Below are 1,195 nucleotides of genomic sequence, written 5' to 3' on the forward strand. Positions count from 1 at the left end.
GCTGAGCGGATCGTCGAGACCAAGAAGCAGGGCCACGACGTCGTCGTCGTGTGCTCGGCCATGGGCGACACCACCGACGAACTCCTGGACCTGGCCCAGCAGGTGGCCCCCGCGCCGCCCGCCCGCGAGATGGACATGCTGCTCACCTCCGGCGAGCGCATCTCCAACGCCTTGGTGGCCATGGCCATTCACTCGCTCGGCGCGGAGGCCCGCTCCTTCACCGGCTCCCAGGCCGGCGTCATCACCACCGGCGCGCACGGCAACGCCAAGATCATCGACGTGGCCCCGGGCCGGGTGCAGAACGCGCTCGCCGACGGCACCATCGTGCTGGTCGCCGGCTTCCAGGGCGTGTCCCAGGACAGCAAGGACGTGACCACGCTGGGCCGCGGCGGCTCCGACACCACCGCCGTCGCGCTGGCCGCCGCCCTCAATGCCGACGTCTGCGAGATCTACACCGATGTGGACGGCGTCTTCTCCGCCGACCCGCGCGTCGTCTCCGATGCCCAGAAGCTGGACACCGTCTCCTACGAGGAAATGCTGGAGATGGCCGCCTGCGGCTCGAAAGTTCTCATGCTGCGCTGCGTCGAGTACGCGCGCCGCTACAACGTGCCCGTTCACGTCCGTTCCTCCTATACGGACAAGACCGGCACCCTGATTACCGGATCGATGGAGGACATCCCCTTGGAGCAAGCAATCCTCACGGGCGTCGCGCACGACCGCAGCGAGGCCAAGGTGACCGTGGTCGGCATTCCGGACGAACCGGGCTACGCCGCCAAGGTGTTCCGCGCGGTCGCCGACGCCGAGATCAATATCGATATGGTGCTGCAGAACATCTCCAAGGTGGAGACCGGCAAGACCGACATCACCTTCACCCTGCCCAAGCTGGACGCCGCCCGCGCGGTCGAACTGCTCACCAAGCGCCAGGGCGATATCGGCTTCTCCCAGGTCGTCTTCGACGATCACGTCGGCAAGGTGTCGCTGGTCGGCGCGGGGATGAAGTCGCACCCGGGCGTGACCGCCACCTTCTGCGAATCCCTCGCCGAGGCCGGCATCAACATCGATCTCATCTCCACCTCCGAGATCCGCATCTCGGTGCTGGTCCGCGACACCGACCTCGACGAGGCGGTCAAGGTCCTGCACGCGGCGTTCGATCTCGGCGGCGACGAAGTGGCCGTGGTGCACGGCGGAACGGGGC

1 protein-coding gene is annotated in these 1,195 nt (G+C 67.5%); it reads left to right on the plus strand.

Annotated features, from left to right (window positions below; genetic code table 11):
• Window positions 1–1,195: aspartate kinase (locus NY1_RS41635; RefSeq protein WP_067723603.1), on the plus strand; the 1,195-nt coding region annotated here is incomplete at both ends.

Origin of the sequence: Nocardia yamanashiensis NBRC 100130 (genome assembly GCF_001613325.1) — a bacterium.
In the GTDB taxonomy this organism is placed as follows: Bacteria; Actinomycetota; Actinomycetes; order Mycobacteriales; family Mycobacteriaceae; genus Nocardia; species Nocardia yamanashiensis.